The organism is Mesorhizobium norvegicum (genome assembly GCF_004919685.1).
Lineage (GTDB): Bacteria > Pseudomonadota > Alphaproteobacteria > Rhizobiales > Rhizobiaceae > Mesorhizobium > Mesorhizobium norvegicum.
The window spans coordinates 1-20,135 of the sequence record NZ_SMYZ01000052.1; the positions used below are offsets into that span (position 1 = coordinate 1).

Annotated in this window: 18 protein-coding genes; 11 read left to right on the top strand and 7 right to left on the bottom strand. The window is 61.8% G+C overall.

Features of this window, described 5'->3' with window-relative positions:
* The 3 genes from FCU66_RS21385 to FCU66_RS21395 all read left to right on the top strand — a co-directional run.
* On the top strand, positions 1-1,223 hold a 1,223-nt coding region (locus tag FCU66_RS21385), incomplete at its 5' end, for an O-acetylhomoserine aminocarboxypropyltransferase (RefSeq protein ID WP_136625442.1).
* A gap of 356 nt (positions 1,224-1,579) precedes the next feature.
* Positions 1,580-2,785, top strand: a complete 1,206-nt coding sequence (locus FCU66_RS21390) for an NAD-dependent formate dehydrogenase (RefSeq protein WP_136618729.1) — start codon at positions 1,580-1,582, stop codon at positions 2,783-2,785.
* A gap of 144 nt (positions 2,786-2,929) precedes the next feature.
* The gene (locus tag FCU66_RS21395) at positions 2,930-3,280 is read left to right on the top strand and encodes a cupin domain-containing protein (RefSeq protein WP_136618730.1); all 351 of its coding nucleotides are present in this window, start codon (positions 2,930-2,932) and stop codon (positions 3,278-3,280) included.
* Between the two features lie 93 nt (positions 3,281-3,373).
* On the opposite strand, the gene FCU66_RS21405 is transcribed toward FCU66_RS21395, so the two are convergent.
* Entirely contained in the window at positions 3,374-4,099 is a 726-nt protein-coding gene (locus FCU66_RS21405; RefSeq protein ID WP_246093982.1) for a transporter substrate-binding domain-containing protein, read from the bottom strand.
* Positions 4,100-4,156: 57 nt separating this feature from the next.
* The gene (locus FCU66_RS21410) at positions 4,157-5,407 is read right to left on the bottom strand and encodes a cytochrome P450 (protein ID WP_136618731.1); all 1,251 of its coding nucleotides are present in this window, start codon (positions 5,405-5,407) and stop codon (positions 4,157-4,159) included.
* Positions 5,408-5,511: 104 nt separating this feature from the next.
* Between FCU66_RS21410 and FCU66_RS21415 the strand changes: the two genes are divergently transcribed.
* On the top strand, positions 5,512-6,615 hold the full coding sequence (locus tag FCU66_RS21415) for an NAD(P)/FAD-dependent oxidoreductase (RefSeq protein WP_136618732.1): 1,104 nt from the start codon (positions 5,512-5,514) through the stop codon (positions 6,613-6,615).
* Between the two features lie 13 nt (positions 6,616-6,628).
* Here FCU66_RS21415 and FCU66_RS21420 read toward each other — a convergent pair whose 3' ends face one another.
* Entirely contained in the window at positions 6,629-7,219 is a 591-nt protein-coding gene (locus tag FCU66_RS21420; protein WP_136618733.1) for a hypothetical protein, read from the bottom strand.
* A 329-nt stretch (positions 7,220-7,548) separates the two neighbouring features.
* On the opposite strand from FCU66_RS21420, the gene clpP reads away from it, so the two are divergent.
* From clpP to hupB, 4 genes are all read left to right on the top strand, one after another.
* On the top strand, positions 7,549-8,178 hold the full coding sequence (clpP, locus tag FCU66_RS21425; RefSeq protein ID WP_056594216.1) for an ATP-dependent Clp endopeptidase proteolytic subunit ClpP: 630 nt from the start codon (positions 7,549-7,551) through the stop codon (positions 8,176-8,178).
* Positions 8,179-8,475: 297 nt separating this feature from the next.
* Positions 8,476-9,750 (top strand): ATP-dependent Clp protease ATP-binding subunit ClpX, encoded by a 1,275-nt coding sequence (gene clpX, locus FCU66_RS21430; RefSeq protein ID WP_023759839.1) that lies wholly within the window; start codon positions 8,476-8,478, stop codon positions 9,748-9,750.
* Between the two features lie 306 nt (positions 9,751-10,056).
* Positions 10,057-12,468, top strand: coding sequence for an endopeptidase La (gene lon, locus FCU66_RS21435; RefSeq protein WP_136618734.1), 2,412 nt, complete (start codon positions 10,057-10,059; stop codon positions 12,466-12,468).
* A gap of 299 nt (positions 12,469-12,767) precedes the next feature.
* A complete protein-coding gene (gene hupB, locus FCU66_RS21440) occupies positions 12,768-13,040 on the top strand; it encodes a DNA-binding protein HupB (protein WP_135900784.1) in 273 nt (90 codons plus the stop codon).
* A 145-nt stretch (positions 13,041-13,185) separates the two neighbouring features.
* Here hupB and FCU66_RS21445 read toward each other — a convergent pair whose 3' ends face one another.
* Entirely contained in the window at positions 13,186-14,208 is a 1,023-nt protein-coding gene (locus tag FCU66_RS21445) for an aldo/keto reductase (RefSeq protein WP_136618735.1), read from the bottom strand.
* 105 nt (positions 14,209-14,313) lie between these two features.
* Between FCU66_RS21445 and FCU66_RS21450 the strand changes: the two genes are divergently transcribed.
* The 3 genes from FCU66_RS21450 (at position 14,314) to FCU66_RS21460 (ending at position 16,173) form a co-directional block, all read left to right on the top strand.
* The gene (locus FCU66_RS21450; protein WP_425462864.1) at positions 14,314-14,952 is read left to right on the top strand and encodes an SIS domain-containing protein; all 639 of its coding nucleotides are present in this window, start codon (positions 14,314-14,316) and stop codon (positions 14,950-14,952) included.
* Positions 14,953-14,955: 3 nt separating this feature from the next.
* Positions 14,956-15,699: a creatininase family protein gene (locus FCU66_RS21455; RefSeq protein ID WP_136618736.1), complete on the top strand. Its 744-nt coding sequence runs from the start codon at positions 14,956-14,958 to the stop codon at positions 15,697-15,699.
* A 132-nt stretch (positions 15,700-15,831) separates the two neighbouring features.
* Positions 15,832-16,173: a hypothetical protein gene (locus FCU66_RS21460; RefSeq protein ID WP_136618737.1), complete on the top strand. Its 342-nt coding sequence runs from the start codon at positions 15,832-15,834 to the stop codon at positions 16,171-16,173.
* Between the two features lie 90 nt (positions 16,174-16,263).
* On the opposite strand, the gene FCU66_RS21465 is transcribed toward FCU66_RS21460, so the two are convergent.
* The 3 genes from FCU66_RS21465 to FCU66_RS21475 form a co-directional block, all read right to left on the bottom strand.
* A complete protein-coding gene (locus FCU66_RS21465; protein ID WP_056594228.1) occupies positions 16,264-17,181 on the bottom strand; it encodes a carbohydrate ABC transporter permease in 918 nt (305 codons plus the stop codon).
* A gap of 6 nt (positions 17,182-17,187) precedes the next feature.
* On the bottom strand, positions 17,188-18,309 hold the full coding sequence (locus FCU66_RS21470; RefSeq protein WP_136618738.1) for a carbohydrate ABC transporter permease: 1,122 nt from the start codon (positions 18,307-18,309) through the stop codon (positions 17,188-17,190).
* Positions 18,310-18,378: 69 nt separating this feature from the next.
* Positions 18,379-20,055, bottom strand: coding sequence for a type 2 periplasmic-binding domain-containing protein (locus FCU66_RS21475; RefSeq protein WP_136618739.1), 1,677 nt, complete (start codon positions 20,053-20,055; stop codon positions 18,379-18,381).
* Positions 20,056-20,135: the final 80 nt, after the last annotated feature.

Consider the following 20,135-nt stretch of genomic DNA (forward strand, 5'->3'; position numbering starts at 1 on the left):
CGGCGACCGGCGCGCGCGCCACGCCGATCTACCAGACGACCTCCTTCGTCTTCGATGATGCCGACCATGCCGCCTCGCTGTTCGGGCTGAAGGCCTTCGGCAACATCTACACCCGCATCATGAACCCGACGCAGGCGGTGCTGGAAGAGCGCATGGCGGCCCTTGAAGGCGGCACGGCGGCACTCGCGGTCGCCTCCGGCCATGCCGCGCAGGTGATCGTGTTCCACAATCTGATGCAGCCGGGTGACAATTTCGTCGCCGCCAACAAGCTCTATGGCGGTTCGATCAATCAGTTCGGCCATGCCTTCAAGAATTATGGCTGGGAGGTGCGCTGGGCCGACACCAATGACATCTCGACCTTCGAAAGCCAGATCGACGACAGGACCAAGGCGATCTTCATCGAGAGCCTCGCCAATCCGGGCGGCACCTTCGTCGACATCGAGAAGATCGCCGACATCGCGCGCAGGCACGGCCTGCCGCTGATCGTCGACAACACGCTGGCCTCACCCTACCTGATCAGGCCGATCGAGCACGGCGCCGACATCGTCGTGCATTCGCTGACCAAGTTCATCGGCGGCCATGGCAATTCGATCGGCGGCGCCATCGTCGACGGCGGCACCTTCGACTGGTCGAAGTCGGGCAAGTACCCGATGCTGTCGGAGCCGCGCCCCGAATATGGCGGCCTCGTTCTGCACGAAACCTTCGGCAATTTCGCTTTCGCCATTGCCGCGCGCGTGCTCGGCCTGCGCGATCTCGGCCCGGCGATCTCGCCGTTCAACGCCTTCCTCATCCTGACCGGCCTGGAAACCTTGCCGCTGCGCATGCAGCGCCACTGCGACAACGCCGTGACGGTCGCTGCCTGGCTGTCCAATCACCCCAAGGTTGCCTCGGTGAACTACCCCGGCCTGCCCAGCGACAAGAACAATGCGCTGCAGAAGAAGTACTCGCCACTTGGCGCGGGCGCCGTGTTCACCTTCGCGCTGAAGGGCGGCTATGACGCCGGCGTGAAATTCGTCGAGGCGCTCGAACTGTTCTCGCACTTGGCCAATGTCGGCGACACCAAGTCGCTGGTCATCCACCCGGCCTCGACCACGCACCGCCAGCTTTCCGACGAGCAGAAGGTCAAGGCCGGGGCAGGACCGGACACGGTGCGGCTGTCCATCGGCATCGAGGACGTCAACGACATCGTCGCCGACCTCGAACAGGCGCTTGCCAAGGTCTGAGCGCGTTACCCTCCCCCTGCGTGGGGAGGGCATAGCGATATCGGAAAGAGGCCATTCTTGTCGCGGTCGACGCCGGCATAGAATCAAGCATTTGTTGTCAGCAGACGGCGTGCGAGGTCTGAGACAAGGGAAATCGAACGCGGCACCGCCATCTCCCGCTGGCCTTGAAAACCACGTCCGGCTCCTCCACCTAACACGCAATGAGCGCACAACTTTCCGAATGAGGAAGCGCCGGCAGATGAGTCTGCTAGCCACCAGCAATTCAACAGCGCATCGCGATGCTGACCATCGTTTTGGCCGGCAGCGTTAACAACAGAGCGTCTTCCTCTTCGTTGTCAGATGAAGGGAGATACACAATGGCAAAGGTCGTTTGCGTCCTCTATGACGATCCGGTCGACGGTTATCCGACAAAATATGCGCGCGATGGCTTGCCGAAGCTCGACCGCTATCCCGGCGGCCAGACACTTCCCACGCCGAAGGCCGTCAACTTTGAACCGGGGGTCTTGCTCGGTAGCGTGTCGGGCGAACTCGGCCTGAGGAAATTTCTCGAAAGCACGGGCCACAGCTTGGTAGTGACCTCGGACAAGGACGGTCCCGACAGTATTTTTGAACGCGAGCTCGTTGACGCCGAAATCGTGATCTCGCAGCCGTTCTGGCCGGCATATCTGACTGAAGAACGAATAGCCAAGGCAAGCAGACTGAAGCTTGCGATCACCGCCGGCATCGGATCCGATCATGTCGATCTTCAGGCCGCCATGGACCGCGGCATCACGGTCGCCGAGGTGACTTACTGCAATTCGATCAGCGTGTCCGAGCATGTGATCATGATGATCCTGGGGCTCGTGCGCAACTACATCCCGTCCTACCAGTGGGTCGTGAAAGGCGGCTGGAATATCGCCGACTGCGTCGCACGCTCCTACGATATCGAGGGAATGCAGATCGGAACCGTCGGTGCCGGCCGGATCGGCAGCGCGGTGCTGCGCCGGCTGAAGCCGTTCGACGTCAAGTTGCACTACACCGATCGCCACCGCCTGCCTGAGGCGGTCGAGAAAGAACTTGGCGTCACCTTCCACCAGGACCCCGCATCCATGGTCGGCGTCTGCGACGTGGTCACGATCAATGCACCTCTGCATCCGGAGACGGAAAACCTCTTTGACGAGACGATGATCGCCAGGATGAAACGCGGCGCCTATCTGGTGAACACGGCGCGCGGCAAGATCTGCAATCGTGACGCCATCGCCCGCGCGCTGGAGAGTGGCCAACTCGCTGGCTATGCCGGTGACGTCTGGTTCCCGCAGCCGGCTCCCAAGGACCATCCGTGGCGATCGATGCCGCATCACGGCATGACGCCGCACATCTCAGGATCGTCGCTCTCCGCCCAGGCGCGCTACGCCGCGGGCACCCGCGAAATTCTGGAATGCTGGTTCGAAGGCCGGCCGATCCGTGAGGAATATCTGATCGTCGATGGCGGCAAGCTCGCCGGCGCCGGCGCTCATTCCTACAGCGCCGGCGACGCCACCCGCGGTTCGGAAGAGGCGGCACGCTTCACGCGGCGAGTATGATCTACATACGACACAGTGAGGTGCGTTCCGAACGCCACAGATTTCTAGCTGGAGCCTCCTGAAATCGATCCGATTTTCGGGGTTGTGCGCTTGACGACCTTCCTCACAAAGGGGGACGGTAAGCCCGCTACAACGGAGCCTTTCATGAGCGCAGCGACTTTCCTTTCCCTCGACGCCAACAGCGTCGAGGCCGAGCCTAGCGCGCCTGCGCCGGATCGCCTGATTTCAGGTGATCCGAAGTTCCGCACCTGGAACGTCGAGGAGCGGGAGGGCGGCCTCTATGCCGGCATCTGGGAATCGACGCCGGGCAAATGGCGCATCGTCTATGACGAGTGGGAGTTCTGCCACATCCTGTCCGGCGTTTCGGTGATCGCGGAGGACGGTGGGCAAGCGCGCACCGTCAAGACCGGCGACAGTTTTGTGCTGAGGCCCGGCTTCAAGGGCAGCTGGGAAGTGCTTGAAACGACTCGCAAGGAGTATGTGATCAAGCTGTAATGCATGTCGCCCAAAAGTGGCCCGGTTTTGGGAGAACGACATGCATAGAAACAAGGAGCTAAAGCGCGTCGCGCTTTAGGCGTCGAGAACGGATCAGATGACCCGATCGATATCGCTGTCTGAAAATCCGTATCGCGCCATCATCTGCCGGTGCCAGTCGCTGCCCAGCAACTCTTCAAGGCAGGAATCGATACGCCGGAGCAGGGCGCTGTTGCCCTTGGCGATCGCGAAGGCACCTGCCGACGGCTGCTTTTCAACCGGGGGAACCTCGACTAGCCCAAGCGGCATTTCGGGCCACTGGGTCAGATAGCCTCGATGCGCCATCGCGACGCTGGCATAGGCGTGCACCATGCCGTTGGCCACTGCGCCGGCCGCATCCGCCTGCGTTGCAAACATCCTGGCCTGCTCAGGCGCGATTCCGTTGTGCAACGCCGTAAGATGCTGAACCTGACCGGTTATGACGCCAATCAACGCCGTCCGGTCCGCGGCAATGGATTGGTAGCCGCGAAACCCGCGCGGATTATCTTTCGCGACCAGCAACCCGTCCTGCAACGCCCAGATCGGCCGTGTGAAGTCGACAAGCTGCCTGCGCTCTTCGGAAACGAACAGGCCGGTCGTCATGGTCCAGCGGCCCTCGATCAATCCTGGCAGCAAGTCAGCGAATTCGGTTTCGATCGGCTCGAAGCTCGCCAATCCGAGCATGTCACCGAGGCGGCGCGCAAGCTCGACGTCACAGCCGGAAACCTCGCCCGATGCGCCGATGAAGCAGAATGGCGGCTCTTCCAGGAAGGCGAATTTCAACTCGGTTATGTCAGGCAAAGCGTCGCCGTCCTATTTCCCCGGGAACTGTCTGAGGCAGCCCCAGGCCCGCGATCGTCAGAGGCCGACGGCGAGCGTTTCCAGCCCATGGAAGTGGTAAGTGTCGCGGAAGCGCGCCTCTTCGGCAAGATGCAGCTTTGGGTGCCGTTCGAACAGGGTTTTCAGCGACACCTGCAATTCGAGCCGGGCCAGCGGTGCACCGATGCAGAAATGGATGCCGGCGCCGAACGACACGTTCTTCTGGTCCGCACGATCGGGCCGGAAGGCTTGCGGTTTGGAAAAGGCGCGCGGGTCATGATTGGCCATGCCAAGCAGCAGCCCGATCGTTTCCCCCTGCTGCACGACGATGCCGGGCGAGACTTCGGTCTCCTGATAGGCGTAGCGCGTGAACATATGCAGCGGCGCGTCAAAACGCAGGCATTCCTCGACCGTTGCCGCAGTCGCTTCGGGCGAGGTGAAGAAGCGGCGCGGGTCGCCGCCCTGCGCCAGGATCGAGCGGACGGCATTGCCGGTCTGATGCACGGTCGCTTCATGACCGGCATTGAGCAGCAGGATCGCCGAGGACACCATCTCGTCCTCCGATAGTTTCTGGCCATCCTCCTGCGCCGCGATCAGCAGCGACAACAGGTCGTCGCCGGGGTTCTTGCGCCGCTCGGTGACGTAGCCGCGCAGAAAATCAGCGAATTCGCCCGCCGCGCGGTTGGCCGTCTCCTCGGTTTCGCGCGTGCGGCCGTGCATGTACATGGCGACCATCTGGTGCGACCAGTCGAGCAGTTGCGGCCCCATTTCGACCGGCACGCCGAGCATTTCGGCAATGATGGTGATCGGCAGCGGCGCCGCGAAGGCCGGCAGCAGGTCGACGGCCTTGCCCGGTTCGAAACGGTCGATCAGTTCGTTGGCCAGAGCCTCGACACGCGGCCGCAGCCGTTCGACCTGGCGCGAGACGAAGGCGCGGTTGACCAGCGTTCGGAGCCTCGTGTGGACTGGAGGCTCAAGTTCCAGCATCGAATTGGCTTCGATGCCGTCGAAGGCCGTGAGATGCGTGCGATCCGCGCCGATGCCGCGGCTGTCGGGAATGCCGGCCGGGTTCTGGCGGCCGAAGCGGCGGTCGCGCAGCAGCCGGTTGACGTCATCGAAGCCGCCAAAGCACCAAAAGCCGAATTCTTCCCAGAAGAATGCATTCGATGCGCCGTGCAGAAAGGCATAGGCCTCATAAGGGTTTTGAAAAAAGGCCGGCTCGTGCGGGTCCAACCGCAGGCGGCGAGTGGCTGGATCAAAGGCCAGGGTGGGTGGCGTCAATTTGCTCATGCCAGACCAATAGCGCAGCTTGCCAGCCGGGTTCCAGACCGTATGTTGGCGCCCGCAACCCAATGCGTTGAGCCAGCCGATACGGCTGCGGAAAGTCTGATTTGATGAATGTGATCGTTGTCGGCGCGGGTATTGCCGGTCTCTCAACGGCGTGGTCGCTGGTCAGGGCAGGCCACAGCGTTTCGATCGTCGAGCAGGGGCCGATCCCCAATCCACTGGCCGCGTCGGGTGACCACCATCGCATCATCCGCCGCGCCTACCGGGCCGGAACCGGCTACGGCCGGCTGATCACCGAAGCCTATCAAGCCTGGGACGAGATGTGGGCCGATCTCGGCGAAAGCCACCTCGATGCGCGCGGATTTGTCTGCATTTCGCGCGAGCCCGGCGACGAGGCCGAGGAATACCGCGAAGGCCTGGAAGAGGGCAATTTTCCTTTCGAATTGCTGGAGCCGGATGCAGCCGTGAAGCGCTGGCCGTTCCTGGAAGCTGGCTCATTCCGCTACGCTTATTTTTCGACCGAAGGCGGCGCGCTGCATTGCCGCAAGATCGCCTCCGGCCTGGCAAAGTGGCTGCGCGCCAACGGCGCCAATGTCTACGAACACAGCAAGGTTACCGCTATCGACGCTGAGGCCGGTCACATCGTGCTCGAAAGCGGCGAGACGATGCAAGCCGACCGCATTGTCGTCACCGCCGGCGCCTGGGTGCTGAAACTGTTTCCGGAACTGGGTGGCGAGCTGAAGACCTATCGAACCGCACTCGCCTATGTCGAACCGCCGGCCGACCTCGAGGCCGCCTGGCAGGGTTCACCGGTCGTCCTCGATATCGGCGGCGCGGTAGACGGCTATGTGATCCCGCCCTCCGGCGGCGCCGGCATGAAATTTGGTTCCGGGCTGCACAGGGTGCCGACCAGCGATGCCGACTGGAACCGTCAGCCGGTGGCCGGCGAGGGCGAGGCGATCCGCAACCTGTTTTCGCCGCCGCTCGCGCGCATAGAGGAATACAAGGTGACCGAGGTGGTCACCTGCGCTTACACTTTCACCGCCGACGAGAAATTCATGGCGCATGAAAAAGGCAAGTGCCTGATCGTCTCGGCCTGCTCCGGCCACGGCTACAAGTTCGGCGCGGCGGTCGGCCGGCGCGTTGCCGTCTGCGTCGGCAATAGCGATATCGTCGGCCTCAAGGCATGGCTCAGAGCTGAGGTGGCCTAAGCGCTTTCCGAGCCTAATCCTGGCAATGCCTCGGAATATGCACGCGCCGCCAGCCTGAAGACCCTTCGCGGACCAGCACGCGGCGCGCCACGGTCTGATACGAGGCGGGAACATCGATGACGCGCCTTTGTTCCTGCTGCACCAGCACCTCCTCGGCGATGCTGTCGTACTGCGCCGGGATGACGACACGGCGCGTGCGTTCTGGCTGGATCACGACGGTTTCGGCGACGGGCTCATAGCGCGCCTTGTGCCAGATCTTGCACAGCACCTTGCGGCCATGGATGACGCGCCATTCCCAGGAATAGCCGCCGCCATCGACGCGGACCGTATGATAGACGGTGCGGGTGACGGCGGGCACGACCTCGTAGGTCACCTGTGCCGGAACGGTCATCACCACGCGTTCGCGGGTGCCGTAGATGGCGGGGACATAGTCGACCTGTTGGCCGGGCGGGCTGACCAGCACGTCTTCATAGACAGTGTCGTAGACGGCAGGCGTTCGGACGGGTTCATAGCATTCGATGGCGCGGCCGCCGGCGGCCGTCTGCGAAATCGTGCCGAGCATGGTCAGCCCGGCAATGGCGAAGCATGCGGTTTTCCCAGACATGATACTCCCCCTGTTGAACTCTACGCATAGGTTCAACGCTGAATTGTAGGGGAAGCCGCCTCGGAGAAAAGCGATTTCGGCGCATTTCGTTAAGCGATGCGGTTAAGAAATTGCTACGGTGGTGACAACACCGCCGAACGATCACGGCACAGGTCGATGAATCCCGTGAAATGTAACCTTGATTCGACTTACCCAGATGGCTAGGAGGGGTCGGCCTTGCACAAGGATGAGCCGGCATCCTATTTACGGAACAACGATCCAGAACCGATTCTGCCCGATCTGCCAGCCTTCCCGGCGCCGGAATCCCACCGCGAGATAAGAGATAACGAATGAAGAACCCCGTCGAAACCTATATGAACCTCGTTCCGATGGTGGTCGAACAGACCAATCGCGGCGAGCGGGCCTACGACATTTTCTCGCGCCTCCTCAAGGAGCGCATCATTTTCATCACCGGTCCGGTCGAGGACGGCATGGCGACGCTGGTCTGCGCGCAGCTGCTGTTCCTGGAAGCCGAGAATCCGAAGAAGGAAATCAACCTCTACATCAATTCGCCGGGCGGCGTCGTCACCTCCGGCATGGCGATCTACGACACCATGCAGTTCATCAAGCCGGCGGTGTCGACGCTTTGCATTGGCCAGGCGGCCTCGATGGGCTCGCTGCTCTTGACTGCCGGCCACAAGGACATGCGCTTTGCCACACCGAACGCCCGCATCATGGTTCACCAGCCTTCCGGCGGCTTCCAGGGCCAGGCGTCCGACATCGAGCGCCATGCCCAAGACATCATCAAGCTGAAGCGTCGCCTCAACGAGGTCTACGTCAAGCACACCGGCAAGAGCTACGAAGAGATCGAAAGAACGCTCGACCGCGACCATTTCATGACCGCCGACGAAGCCAGGGATTTCGGCCTCATCGACAAGGTCATTTCGTCGCGTGAGCCGCCTGAAGGCGCTGTGGCATAAGGGCTTATTGGCAGTTGGACGGCGGCATCACGCGCTTTTGGCTCGTCTTGCGGCATTTCGGCCACAATTGGCTGTTCCCTCGGGGGACAGGATTGCCTACGTTAAGGCTATGTTGAGTTTCGGCGGCTTAGCTTTATGCGGGGTTGTCGCGAATCATTGCCACGTTTTCTGATTTGTGTTTCGTACGGAATGCGTTGCGGGAGCCGGGACACACTGGCGGCGGCGGATTCCCGCGATAGATAGAGTATGCGCCCTTTCAGCCAGACCATCGGCGGGCGGCCATGAAAGGACATGAAAATGAGCAAGGTCGGCAACAACAGCGGCGATTCCAAGAACACGCTTTACTGCTCGTTTTGCGGCAAAAGCCAGCACGAGGTGCGCAAGCTGATCGCCGGTCCGACGGTCTTCATCTGCGACGAGTGCGTCGAGCTCTGCATGGACATCATCCGCGAGGAGAATAAGACCTCGATGGTGAAGTCGCGCGAGGGCGTGCCGACACCGCAGGAGATACTCAAGGTTCTCGACGACTACGTCATCGGCCAGCCCTACGCCAAGCGCGTGCTGTCGGTGGCGGTCCACAACCATTACAAGCGCCTCGCGCATGCCGGCAAGAACAACGATGTCGAACTGGCGAAGTCGAACATCCTGCTGATCGGCCCGACCGGTTGCGGCAAGACGCTGCTTGCGCAGACGCTGGCCCGCATCATCGACGTGCCCTTCACCATGGCTGATGCCACGACGCTGACCGAAGCCGGCTATGTCGGCGAGGACGTCGAAAACATCATCCTCAAGCTGCTGCAGTCGGCCGACTACAATGTCGAGCGGGCCCAGCGCGGCATCGTCTACATCGATGAAATCGACAAGATTTCGCGCAAGTCGGACAATCCCTCGATCACCCGCGACGTGTCGGGCGAAGGCGTGCAGCAGGCGCTGCTGAAGATCATGGAAGGCACCGTCGCCTCCGTGCCGCCTCAGGGCGGCAGGAAGCATCCGCAGCAGGAATTCCTGCAGGTCGACACCGCCAACATCCTGTTCATCTGCGGCGGCGCCTTCGCCGGGTTGGACAAGATCATCTCGGATCGCGGCCGCAAGACCTCGATCGGCTTCGGCGCCATCGTCGCTTCGCCCGAGGATCGCCGCACTGGCGATGTCTTCCGCCTGGTCGAGCCGGAGGATCTGTTGAAGTTCGGTCTTATCCCCGAGTTTGTCGGCCGTCTGCCGGTTCTGGCGACGCTGGAAGACCTCGATGAGCCGGCGCTGATCCAGATCCTGACCGAGCCGAAGAACGCGCTGGTCAAGCAGTATCAGCGGCTGTTCGAGATGGAGAATGTCGACCTGACCTTCCACGAGAACGCCCTGTCGGCCATCGCCAAGCGCGCCATCGAGCGCAAGACCGGCGCGCGCGGCCTGCGTTCGATCATGGAAGCGATCCTGCTCGACACGATGTTCGAGCTTCCCGCACTCGAAGGCGTGCGCGAAGTGGTGATTTCGGAGGAGGTGGTGACCGGCAGTGCCCGGCCGCTCTACATCTACTCCGAGCAAAAGGAAAAGAAGGGCAATGTCAGCGCCTGACATGAGCCCGCAGCGAAATCCTGAAACGGCGCCGCAAGGCGCCGTTTTGCTGTCGAGCAGGGTTTTGCGGGAGCGCCCGGTGTTGGCGTCGCAAATGTGTCACTTCAGGGCAGGTTGGAGGTGCGGATTTGGACTCGCCCCTTGATCTTTGTGGATCGTGCATCCAACTAATTGGAGAAGGCCGAGGTGCCCGATTTCTGTGCTGTAAAACTCCCGTCACAAACGGTGGTAGGCGGAACGATCCCCGGTCGTTAATATAAGATTCGCGGTTGGCTGATTGGCGGCCGCGACATGAAAGGTTGGACAATGGCCAAAGTATCCAAGGCTCCCAGCGACGGCGTCTTCGCAGTCCTCCCACTGCGCGACATCGTGGTGTTCCCACACATGATCGTTCCGCTCTTCGTCGGGCGTGAGAAGTCGATCAAGGCGCTGGAAGAGGTGATGGGTCAGGAAAAGCAGATCCTGCTTGCCACCCAGATGAATGCCGCCGACGACGATCCCGAGCCCGATGCCATCTTTGACATCGGCACGCTCGCCAACGTGCTGCAATTGCTGAAGCTGCCCGACGGCACCGTCAAGGTTCTGGTCGAGGGCGCCTCGCGCGCGAAAATCGTCGCGTTCACCGACCGTCCCGACTTCCACGAGGCCCGCGCCGCGGCGCTGGTCGAGCCGGAAGAGGAAGAGGTCGAGGTCGAGGCGCTGGCTCGTTCCGTCGTCACCGACTTCGAGAACTACGTCAAGCTGAACAAGAAGATCTCGCCCGAAGTGGTGGGTGCCGCCAGCCAGATCGACGACTATTCCAAGCTCGCCGACACGGTTGCCTCGCATCTCGCCATCAAGATCCCTGAAAAGCAGGAAATGCTGGCCACGCTCTCGGTCAAGGAGCGGCTGGAAAAGGCGATGGGCTTCATGGAAGCCGAAATCTCCGTCCTGCAGGTGGAGAAGCGTATCCGTTCGCGCGTCAAGCGCCAGATGGAGAAGACACAGCGCGAATACTACCTCAACGAGCAGATGAAGGCGATCCAGAAGGAGCTCGGCGAGGGCGAGGACGGCCGCGACGAAGCCGCCGAGATCGAGGCGCGCATCAAGAAGACCAAGCTCTCCAAGGAGGCCCGCGAAAAGGCGGAAGCCGAGTTGAAGAAGCTCAGGACGATGTCGCCGATGTCGGCTGAATCGACCGTCGTGCGCAATTATCTCGATTGGATCCTGTCGATCCCGTGGGGCAAGAACTCCAAGGTCAAGCAGGACCTGGCTTTCGCGCAGAACGTGCTCGACACCGATCATTTCGGCCTCGACAAGGTCAAGGAGCGCATCGTCGAGTATCTCGCCGTGCAAAGCCGCCAGAAGAAGCTGAAGGGGCCGATCCTGTGCCTCGTCGGACCTCCGGGCGTCGGCAAGACCTCGCTCGGCAAGTCGATCGCCAAGGCGACCGGTCGCGAATTCATCCGTATGGCGCTTGGCGGCGTGCGTGACGAGGCCGAGATCCGTGGCCACCGCCGCACCTATATCGGCTCGATGCCCGGCAAGGTCATCCAATCGATGAAGAAGGCTAAGAAGTCCAACCCGCTCTTCCTGCTCGACGAGATCGACAAGATGGGCCAGGACTTCCGTGGCGATCCGTCGTCGGCGTTGCTCGAGGTGCTCGATCCGGAACAGAACTCGACGTTCATGGACCACTACCTCGAGGTCGAATACGATCTGTCGAGCGTGATGTTCGTGACGACGGCGAACACGCTGAACATCCCGGCGCCCTTGATGGACCGCATGGAGATCATCCGTATCGCCGGCTACACCGAGGACGAGAAGATCGAGATCGCCAAGCGGCACCTGATGCCGAAGGTGATCCGTGATCACGCGCTGCAGCCGAAGGAGTTTTCCGTCGGGGAGGACGCGATCCGCGCCATCGTTCAGACCTACACCCGTGAAGCGGGCGTCAGGAGCCTGGAGCGCGAGCTGATGAAGCTTGGGCGCAAGGCGGTGACCGAGATCCTGAAGACGAAGAAGAAGACGGTGAACATCACGGCGGCGAACCTCGCCGATTACCTCGGTGTTGAGCGCTTCCGCTTCGGTCAGGTCGAGGCTGACGATCAGGTCGGTGTCGTTACCGGGCTCGCCTGGACGGAAGTTGGCGGCGAGCTGCTGACGGTCGAAGGCGTCATGATGCCCGGCAAGGGCCGCATGACGGTGACCGGCAATCTGCGCGACGTGATGAAGGAATCGATTTCGGCGGCGGCCTCCTATGTCCGCTCGCGCGCCGTCGATTTCGGCATCGAGCCGCCGCTGTTCGACAAGCGCGACATCCACGTGCACGTGCCGGAAGGTGCTACGCCCAAGGATGGACCGTCGGCTGGCGTCGCGATGGCCACCGCAATCGTCTCCGTGCTGACCGGCATTCCGGTCAAGGCGGATGTGGCGATGACTGGCGAGATCACGCTGCGCGGCAGGGTGCTGCCGATCGGCGGCCTGAAGGAGAAGCTGCTTGCCGCATTGCGCGGCGGCATCAAGAAGGTGCTGATCCCGGAAGACAACGCCAAGGACCTGGCGGAGATTCCGGACAACGTGAAGAACGGCATGGAGATCATTCCGGTCGCACGGGTCGGTGAGGTGTTGCGCCATGCATTGGTGCGTATGCCGGAGCCGATCGAATGGGTCGAACCGGTCAATCCTCCGGCCGCGACCGACACCACGGACGATGCCGGAAAGACGCTGGCGCATTAGAGCGCCGCGCGTCCACTTGGACGCGCAAAGGACGCTCTAACACTTTGGACTTGCGCATGATCCTTTCCGAAAACCGACGACGGTTTTCGGGGCCATGCGTTGGTTTTCGCCAAGGTTGCAGTGCACAAACAGAGAGCCGGGCCCAGCGCCCGGCTTTTTCATGTGAAAAACCCCGGAATTCCGGGCTTTTTCCGTTTTTTTCCTGCCTTTTCGACTTGGTTGCGGGAACGCTTCTTTCTAAAGTCCGTTTCCTGCCGGATGAGTCGATAGTTCCGGTGTTCTCATGGAAGGGAATTTTTATGAACAAGAACGAACTGGTGTCCGCTGTCGCCGACGCCGCGAGCATTTCGAAGGGTGACGCGCAGTCGGCGGTCGATGCGGTATTTTCCGTGATCACCGGCGAACTGAAGAAGGGCGGCGATATCCGGCTTGTCGGCTTTGGCAATTTCACCGTGTCAAAGCGTGCGGCGTCGACCGGCCGCAATCCTCAGACCGGTGCCGAAGTGAAGATCCCGGCGCGCACCGTGCCGAAGTTCTCGGCCGGCAAAGGCCTCAAGGACGCAGTCAACTAAGCGCCTTTTTCTTTTCTGAGACCAGAAAAGCCGGGCTTGCCCGGCTTTTCATTTTCGTGGCCTACGCAGGCACACGCGACCAGAAAAGCCGGGCTTGCCCGGCTTTTCATTTTTGTGCCCCACGCCGGCGCGAATGGCGGCCGGCTTATGCGGTCGGCGCCTCGGCGCGCATAAGGCCTTGCTTCTTGAGATCGGCCCAAAGCGCCGCGGGCAGTTTCGCATCGAGCAGCGAGCGGTTGCCCTCGACTTCGCTCGGCCGCTGGCCACCGGGGATCACCGAGACGACCGAGGGGTGCTGCAGGGGGAATTGCAGGGCGGCCTCGATCAGCCGCACGCCATGGCGCTTGCAGACGCTCTCGATGCCGGCGACCCGGTCAAGGATGTCCTTCGGCGCTTCGGAATAATTGTAGTAGGCGCCCGGCTTCGGTCCTGTTGCGAGGATGCCGGAGTTATAGGGCCCGCCGAGAACGATGCCGATGCCGCGTGCCTGGCAGAGCGGCAGGAAGGATGTCAGCGCCTCCTGTTCCAGCAGCGTATAGCGCCCGGCCAGCAGGAACAGGTCGAAGTCGCCGCGCTCGGCCAGCGTCTGCGCAACCTGCCATTCATTGATGCCGCCGCCGAACGCCTTGATCACGCCCTGGTCGCGGAGCGAGAGCAAGCCGTAATAGCCCGAGCGCATGAACTCCTCGACGCGCCGGTCGGACGCTTCCTTGCTGCCATGGGTGAAGATGTCGACATCATGCACGAAGAGGATGTCGATGCGGTCGACGCCGAGGCGCTCCAGCGAGGCTTCAAACGAGCGCATGACGCCGTCATAGCTGTAGTCATACACCTCGCGGCGCGACGGCGTGTCGAAGAACTTGCCGATGCCGGTGCGCTCTTCCGGCGCGCAGGCGCGCATGATGCGGCCGACCTTGCTCGACAGCACATAGTCATCACGCTTCTTGCCGCGCAGGAACGGGTTGAGCCGCGTTTCCGACAGGCCTAGCCCGTAGAGCGGCGCGGTGTCGTAGTAGCGGCAGCCGGTCGCCCAGGCGGCTTCCAGCGTGGCGTTGGCATCCTCGTCCGAGACGGCACGATAGAGGTTGCCGAGCGGCGCCGTGCCGAAGCCGAGCTCGGTGAAACTGATGCCGCCATTGCCGATGCGGTCGAAATGCCGTGTCTTCATATCCTGCCGTTTGCCTCGCTTGATTTGTCTGACATGACACTATCATGCCTGTGATCAGGCAAAAGCGTAGCTGCGGGTTGGACACGCATTTTCGCGGTTGCTAGCATGAGCAAAATCAAGCTGTTCGTGGCAGCAAGAGCGGCAAAATCCCAGGATGATTTCAATGCCAGGTTTGCGGTGAGCGACAAGAGCAAAGGCCTATTCGAGACCGCGCTAGCCGAACTCGGCAGCGTGCTGGCGCGCGTCGACGAGAGCCGGATCGACGCCGCCTGCAAGATGCTGGCCGGCGCCAGGCAGATCGTCGTCTACGGCTGCGGCCGCGAGGTCTTGCAGGTCAAGGGTTTTGCCATGCGGCTCTACCATTTGGGCCTGCCGGTTTCCGTGGTCGGCGACATGAGCACGCCACCCTTGGGACCGGGCGATGTCTTCCTGGCCAGCTCCGGGCCGGGAGAAACCTCGACCGTGCTGACCCTCATGCAGGTCGCGCACGATGCCGGTGCAACCAACCTGCTGCTGACCGCCCAGGCCGAAAGCAGTGCCGCACAGCGCGCCGATTTCACGCTGCTCATCCCCGCGCAGACCATGGCCAACGATCAGGGGGCGCAAAAGACATCGGTGCTCCCGATGGGCTCGGTGTTCGAAGGCGCGCTGTTTCTGCTGTTCGAGGTGATGGTGCTGAAGCTCAAGGAATTGATCGGCGCGTCGCCCGAAGCGATGCGCGCCCGCCACACCAACATGGAATAGATCATGCGCTACGAACTGATGCTGCCACACCAGATCCGCAAGGCGATCGCCGAGAACTGGCCGGTCGCCTTGCCGCTCGGGGTGCTCGAATACCATGGCGAGCACATGGCGGTCGGCATGGACACGCTGGCTGTCATCAAGACGCTGGAACTGTTCGAAAAGGAGAAGGACGTCGTCATCCTGCCGCCTTTCTACTACGGCGCTGCGAGCTATGCGGTGGCGCCGCCGGAGGGCAGCGGCTCGGTCCAGGTCGGCGGCAATGCGCTGGCGCCGTTCGGCGAGGAGCTGTTCTACAGCCTGCTGCGCGTCGGCTTTCGCAACATCCACGCCATCATCCACCACCAGACCGAGAATTTCGCCGCCGGCATGCCGACCGATCTCGCCTTCAAGACCGCCGGTCGCCAGGCGATCTTCCGCTTTCTCGAAAAGGAACGCGGCGAGGGCTGGTGGGGCTCTCAGGCGATGGCCGACTACTATTCGGGACACGCTGCGGGTGAAAATTTCTTCAACTGGGTGCAGGTGCACCCGCTGATGTCGGCTGACATGAACGGCAAGTATCCGTTCGATCATGCCGGCATTGGCGAGACCTCGCTGATGCTGGCGCTATGCCCGGAGGCTGTCGATGCCAATCACTTTGCCGACAATACGGGCTGGTACACGGCGAGTGCGCCGGAAGCCTCGGCGGAACTGGGGCACAAGGGCGTCGCCATGATCCTCGATCATCTGCGCACGACGCTTAGGAGTTAGCTGGTGCCCTTTTCGAACCGGAACATCAGGAAGCACTTCCGTCTATATATTAGCAAGTTCGAATAAGATATAATGGCTCCAACTACGCCGGGCCCTTGGAGTCGTTCGGTGCACGCGGTCGGAAAACGACGCATGGTAAGCTTGGCAGGCGTGATCGCCACGGCTGCAGCACTTCAGACTGTTTCTGCGTTTGCGCACAATGCCGATAGCGGCTGGACTTATCCGCCGGCCTGCTGTCACGGCGATCTATTGACGGGCGAGTGTGGCAGGATTCCTAGCATGACCGTGACGCCGCAGGCCGATGGCTACGTGATCATTTTGCGGCCAGGTGACCATCAGAAAGTCACTCACCAAAACCGATACTTCGTTCCCTACGACAGTGTCATTCCGTCCGGCGACGACAACTTCCACATCTGCCTGCATCCGACAGAGGAGCACGAAAACTGCTTCTTCGCGCCGTCGGAGGCGATGTAGGTGCAAACTCGGGGCATGCTCGCCCCACGCCGATCGACCTGTACTCGGCGATCAACAGCCTGTCAGGGCGCTGGCAAGCATCGCCATGGCCTATTTCACCGCTCCCGCGGTCATGCCCATGATGAGATAACGCTCAAGCGCAATGCCGATGACGGCAAGCGGCGCTATCGCGGCCGTCGCAAGCGCTGCCATCGACCACCAGTTGATGCCTTGCGAGCCGGTCTGGCTCGCCACCATGACCGGAATTGTCTTGGCGTCGGTCGAGGTCAAAAGGGCGGCGAAGAAATACTCGTTCCAGCACAGCACCATCGCCAGGATGAAGGCGGCGACCATGCCAGGCAGCGCGATCGGCATGACGATGCGGAAGAAGGCGCCCCAGATCGACAACCCGTCGACGAGGGCTGCTTCCTCGAGTTCGACCGGGATCGAATTGAACTGGTCGCGCATGATCCAGATGACGATCGGCAGCACCATCAGCGTGTAGAGCAGGATCAGCCCGACGCGCGTGTCGAGCAGGCCGACTTCGCGGTAGAGCACCAGGAAGGGCAGGGCCAGCACCACCGGCGGCAGGATCAGCTGCGACAGGAAGAAGAACGAGATGTCTTCGTTCTTGAACCAGGCGAAATGGTAGCGATATCGGGTGAGTCCGTAGGCGGCGAGGCTGCCGATGACGATGGCGAGGCTCGACGCGCCGACCGAGGTGATCACCGAATTCATGAAGCGCTTGAGGAACTCCTCGCGCACCGTCGAGGTCTGGAAGATCGAGTCCGGCGACAGGCCGAGCGAGCGCCAGCCCTTCCAGTCCGGCTGGAAGTCGACGAAGGGGATGAGATGGCCCTGGGTGACGTCGACCGCGGTCTTGAACGAGGTCGTGATCGTCCAGTAGATCGGGAACAGGCAGATGAACGCCCAGAAGGCCAGCGCCCCATAGATGAAGACGCGGCTGGCGAGGAAGCTCGCCGGCGAGCGGATCTCCGAGGCGACATATTCGGTGGTCTGAACGCTCATCTTGGCTCAATTCACATTGCGCACGAAGCGGTTGGCAAATTTCAACAGCCACGTGACGAACACGACGATGATGACCAGATAGGCCATCGCCAGCATGGTTCCGTAGCCGACATTCGAGCGGTCGCGGTATTCGCGGTAGATGAAGCTCGACACGGAATCGGTTGCACCGCCAGGACCACCCGACGTCACCGTGATGATGATGTCGGCAAGCTTCAGCTTGAAGATGATGCGCAGGATCAACGCCGTCACCGAAACCGGCAGCATCAGCGGGAAGGTGACCTGCCAGAAGGTCTGCCACGCATTGGCGCCGTCGACGCGTGCGGCTTCCAGCACCTCGCGCGACATCGCCTGCAGCCCGGCCAGCAGCATGATCATCATGAACGGAATGAAGGTCCAGGCATCCAGCACCATGATCGCGATGCGCGCTATGATCGGGTCAGAGAAGAAGGCTGGATTGTCCCAGCCGAGATGGCGCGCCAGCGTGGCGGCCGGCCCAAAGCGGTACTCCATCAGCGATTTGCCGATCATCCACGACACCGCGACCGGCGACAGCATCAGGGGCAAAAGGAAGACGACGCGGAAGAATTTTCGCGCCCGTATCTGCGCGTTGAGCAGCAGCGCCAGGCCGAAGGCGATCACATATTCGACCGCCACCGCCAGCACATAGAGCACCATGTTGAACAGCGCATTGCGGTAGTAGGGATCACCCAGCATCTGCCAGAAATTGTCGAGCCCGTTGAACCTGCGGCCGGCGAAGGAACTGAGGTTCCAGTCGGTCAGCGCGATGTAGAAGCCGAACAGCGTCGGGAAGATCACCATGGCGATGGTGAACAGCAGCGCCGGCAGCAGGAACAGTGCACGCTGGCCGTCCTCGCCGCGCGTCAGCACCTGGCCGGCGCCGAGCGCCACACCCCACAACACATAGGCATAGACGACCGGCTGCCAGCTTTCGAACCCGAGTGTGGTGACTTCGCTCTTGTACAGGATCTGCAGCGCGATCACGGCCAGCAGGCCGAGTGTCGCCGCGGCCATCAAGGCAAAACCGAGTCGCTTGCGGCCCGGTGCGATCAGATCCGCTGGACCGCCGTTTGCCGGCCATTCATTGGTGGGCAAGGTCTGTTCAGCCACGCGTCCCGTCCGTTCACAACAAAGACCCTGACCGGCCTCAGGCCGGTCAGGGTTCACTATAGTATCAGGCTACAGGCCGAGCGAGGCCTTGTAGAGTTCGATCTGCTTCTCGCGGCCAATCTGGTCGGTCAACTTCTCCCAGGCGGCGGCGATGGCGTCGGCGCCTTCCTGTGCCTTCATCTTGCCGGCAAATGTGTTGGCCAGGATGTCCTCGGCGGCGCTGTAGTACTGGAAGATGCCGGGGATGCGTGGCTCGATCGCCGCGTTCGGATGGTTGTAGCTGTCGGCTTCCGACTTGAGATAGGACGTGATGAACGCCTCGTCGTAGCCGGCCGCCACCCATTCCGGAATGTTGAAATGGCTGTTGCGATAGGGCTGGAAGCCCGACGGATACGCCGCGCACCAGAGCGACAGGTCCTTGCCGCCGAGATGGGCAGCTGCCGACCAGGCCGCCTTTTTCTTCTTTTCGTCGCTATCGACGCGAGCCATCACATAGACGCCCCAGCCGATATAGGCGCAGTTCGGCGCATAGTTCGGGCCGCTGGCGAGCTTGTCCCACTTGCCGGTCTTGGAATTGTAGACATCGTCGGAGCCCGGCAGGATCGAGAAGCCTGTGACGTCCCCGACGACCGAGGAGTCACTGGTCTTCGCATTCGAGCCAGCATCTCCCCACCAAGCCAGCATCGAACCAGTGCCGCCCAGGAATTGGGAGAAACAGGTCTGGTTCGGGTCGGCGTTGATTTGGTCTTGCGGTTCGAAAGGCAGCGCGTCGATCACGTCCTGGATCGCCCGCACCCAAGCCGGGTTGTTCACGCGCGGTTTCATCGTATCCGGATCGAACAGCCACGCTTTGTCATCAGGGTGCTTGGCATAGGCACTAGCGCGGCTGCCGAGGAAGTAGAAGCCAAAACCGCCCCATGGCTTGGGCGCGTCGAGATAGCCATAGACATCCTGGCCCTTGAACTTCTTGCCCTTGAGGAACTTGGTCACCGCCTGCACCTGCTGCCAGGTCTTCGGCACGCCCCATTCCGTTAGGCCTGCCTTGTCGCCGCTGTCGGCTTTCCAGGCTGCTGTCAGATCAGAGTCGGAGAACACGTCGGTGCGGTAGTTGAAATTGTGCGCGTCGCCGTCGACGGTCACGCGGTACTGCTTGCCGTTCCAGGTGCCGACCGGCGGCTTCAGATAGGCCACAATGTCGTCCATATCGATCTGTTTCTTGACCCAGTCCGGCATCTCAGAGGCCAGCCCCTTGCCACAGACGTCGCCCTCGAACGGCGCGCCCATCTCGATGACGTCGAAATCGACGGTGCCGGTGGCGATCGCCTGCTGCAGGCGCGGATTGTAGTCGGCCTGCGCCAGGTCGATCCAGTTGAACTTGGCCCCGGTATAGTCTTCCCACGCCTTCAGGAAGCCGCGGTACAGCACGTTGTGCAGGTTCTGGTTGTTGAGACCCATGAAGGTGAGTTCGACACCGGCGAACTCGCCTGGCTTGACACTGGCCTTGGTGGCGCCAAGGCACATCTCACCGACCTTCTGGAAGTCGGCGTCGGTCGGTTGACCCTTGCCGACGCCCGGGACCTGCAGGATCTGCGCGCGCAGATCATCGGCGGCCGATGCCGGACGCGTCAGCGCGCCGAGACCGGCGCTGGATGCTGCCGAGAGCGCGGCCATGCTGGCCGCGCCCTTCAAGAGGTCGCGCCTTGTGGCACCGGCACGGATCAGTTGTTCGTAAAGACCTGTTCTCATCGACTATTCCTCCCAGAACATCAGCGTGAATGGATATGACCAACCTTGTCGGACGCTGGAGCGCCAACGATTCTCCCGGC